Origin of the sequence: Undibacterium sp. 14-3-2 (assembly GCF_016595265.1) — a bacterium.
Classification (GTDB): domain Bacteria; phylum Pseudomonadota; class Gammaproteobacteria; order Burkholderiales; family Burkholderiaceae_D; genus Undibacterium; species Undibacterium aquatile.
Genome location: NZ_JAENGS010000012.1, coordinates 1 through 2,220 on the forward strand (window position 1 = coordinate 1; position 2,220 = coordinate 2,220).

Genomic DNA, 2,220 nt, shown 5'->3' on the forward strand with positions numbered 1-2,220 from the left:
CGCTGGGCGGTCAGGATGGTTTTGCCAACGAATTCGTAACGCACATTCTGGTCGCCACGAATATGGACTTCCGGTTGCGGTACTTTGACGGCTTCGACTTTGAGTTTGTCAAACAAACCTTCGGTGCCGCCTGGCAGGGGTTTCATGCCGCCATTCCAGTAGACGTCACCATCTTTGCTGATCGATACGGTGATGTTTTCTGGTTTGGTTTTGTAAATCTGGTTGCGTTCTGCCGGGAGCTTGAGTTTGACCGTGTCAGTAATCACCGGGGTGGTGATGAGGAAGATGATCAATAAGACCAGCATGACGTCGACCAGCGGGGTGGTGTTGATGGTGCTGTTGACTTCGTCTTCGCCATCACCATCGTTGCCGATTGCCATTGCCATAGTGTGTTCTCTTTCAGATTGCACGCCGGTGCGCTAGGCAACCGGCGTTGTGACTTGAGTCGTTCGTGCTTGTGACTGTGTGTCTGGTGTGCCGTCTTATTTCTTAGCGACTTTGTTCATGCTGCCAGACAGAACGACGGAGTGCAGATCACCTGCAAAGGAGCGGACTTCTTCCATCGCGCTCTTGTTGCGGCGTACCAGGAAGTTGTAGCCCAGAACCGCTGGAACCGCCACTGCCAGACCGATCGCGGTCATGATCAGCGCTTCACCCACAGGGCCTGCAACTTTGTCGATCGATGCCTGACCGGACATACCGATCGCTGTCAACGCATGGTAAATACCCCACACTGTACCGAACAGACCAACGAATGGTGCTGTAGAACCCACTGTCGCCAGGAAGGCCAGACCATCTTGCAGACGGCTTTGTACTTTGTCGACTGCGCGTTGGATGGACATGGACACCCAGGTGTTCAGATCGATTTGTTCCAGCAGCGCGCCTTCATGGTGTTCTGTGGCTTTGATACCAGAGTCAGCGATGAAGCGGAATGGGCTGCCTTCTTTGAGTGCAGCGGAACCGGCTTGGACGGAAGCGGCTTTCCAGAATTTGCCAGCTTCTTTGGCCTGGCCAGAGAGTTTGACCTGGTCGATGATTTTAGTGATCAGGATGTACCAGCTACCCATGGACATGATGACCATGATGATCAGTGTGCCTTTGGCAACGAAGTCACCTGTTTTCCAGAGTGCGTCTAAGCCGTATGGGTTTTCAATCACTTCTTTCGCAGGCGCAGCAGCGATGTCGCCGGCAGGTGCGGCAGCAGGTGCAGCAGCGTCAGCCGCTGGTGCGGAAGCAGCAGGTGCTGCAGTGGAGGCAGCTGCGGAAGCTTCTTGTGCGGAAGCTGGAGCGACGGCAACAGCGGCAGTCAATGCCAGGAGAGCTGCAGCCAGAAATGCGGAGAAACGGGTTTTCATTATGGTGCTTCCTTTAATAACAAATATAGAAGGTTGGTATTGCTTACGACTGTTTTTGTTGTCACTTCGTTCAGGTCTGTTTTGTCCTGCACGAGGGTGACGTTTTTAATTCATGCTGTTTTCTGGGTAAAGCAGGAAGTCAGAGGGGTGTTGCCGGGAACGCTGACTTCTTGCTTTTGCCTGGACTCAGGATCAGTTATCCAGTTTCCACACGTACTGCACTTTCGTCCAGGTCGGTTGTGGTTTGCCATCGACGGTACCTGGTTTGTTTTTGCAGGAACCAGACAGCAATTGGGTACGGACGGCATTATCGAGACCACGGTAGCCACTCGATTTGTCGATCTTGACGTCAGAAACGGAGCCATCAGCACCGACTAAGACGGAGAGAACAACTGTACCGGTTTCTTCATTACGCAAAGAAGCGCGTGGGTACTCGGGTTTGCAGCCAGCGACGTTGAAGTCGATGACGCCGGGAACCGTCACAGGGCCGGTTGCTTTCGGTGCTTCTGCCACAGGTGCCGGTGGTGCTTTACTGAACACCGGGTTTTCAGGTTTGACGTTGGATACGGCAGAAATCGTGTTCTGTGGCTGTACCTGTGGTTGTACCTGCACTTCCGGCGGCGGAATAAATGGTGGCGGTGGGGCCAGCAGTTTCGGCGGTGGTGGCGGTGGCGTATCTGGTGGTGGTGGCGGTGGCGGCACTTCTTCGACAATTTTTGTCTCTAAAGGCTTTTGCACGATTTCGATGAGCTTGGTACCCAAGCCATTGAGCAGTGCATACACCAGCACTACGTGAAACGCTATGACCAGCCCTATGCCCAGGAACTTCTTGCCCGGCTCTTGCTGGCGATCTGAAAAATCCATT

Annotated in this window: 3 protein-coding genes; all 3 read right to left on the minus strand. The window is 53.6% G+C overall.

Annotated features, from left to right (window positions below):
* Positions 1–386: biopolymer transporter ExbD (locus Undi14_RS18080; RefSeq protein WP_200182140.1), on the minus strand; the 386-nt coding region annotated here is incomplete at its 3' end.
* 96 nt (positions 387–482) lie between these two features.
* Entirely contained in the window at positions 483–1,355 is an 873-nt protein-coding gene (locus Undi14_RS18085; RefSeq protein WP_190481348.1) for a MotA/TolQ/ExbB proton channel family protein, read from the minus strand.
* A 192-nt stretch (positions 1,356–1,547) separates the two neighbouring features.
* A partial coding sequence (locus Undi14_RS18090) for an energy transducer TonB (protein ID WP_186886255.1) occupies positions 1,548–2,220 on the minus strand: 673 nt, incomplete at its 5' end.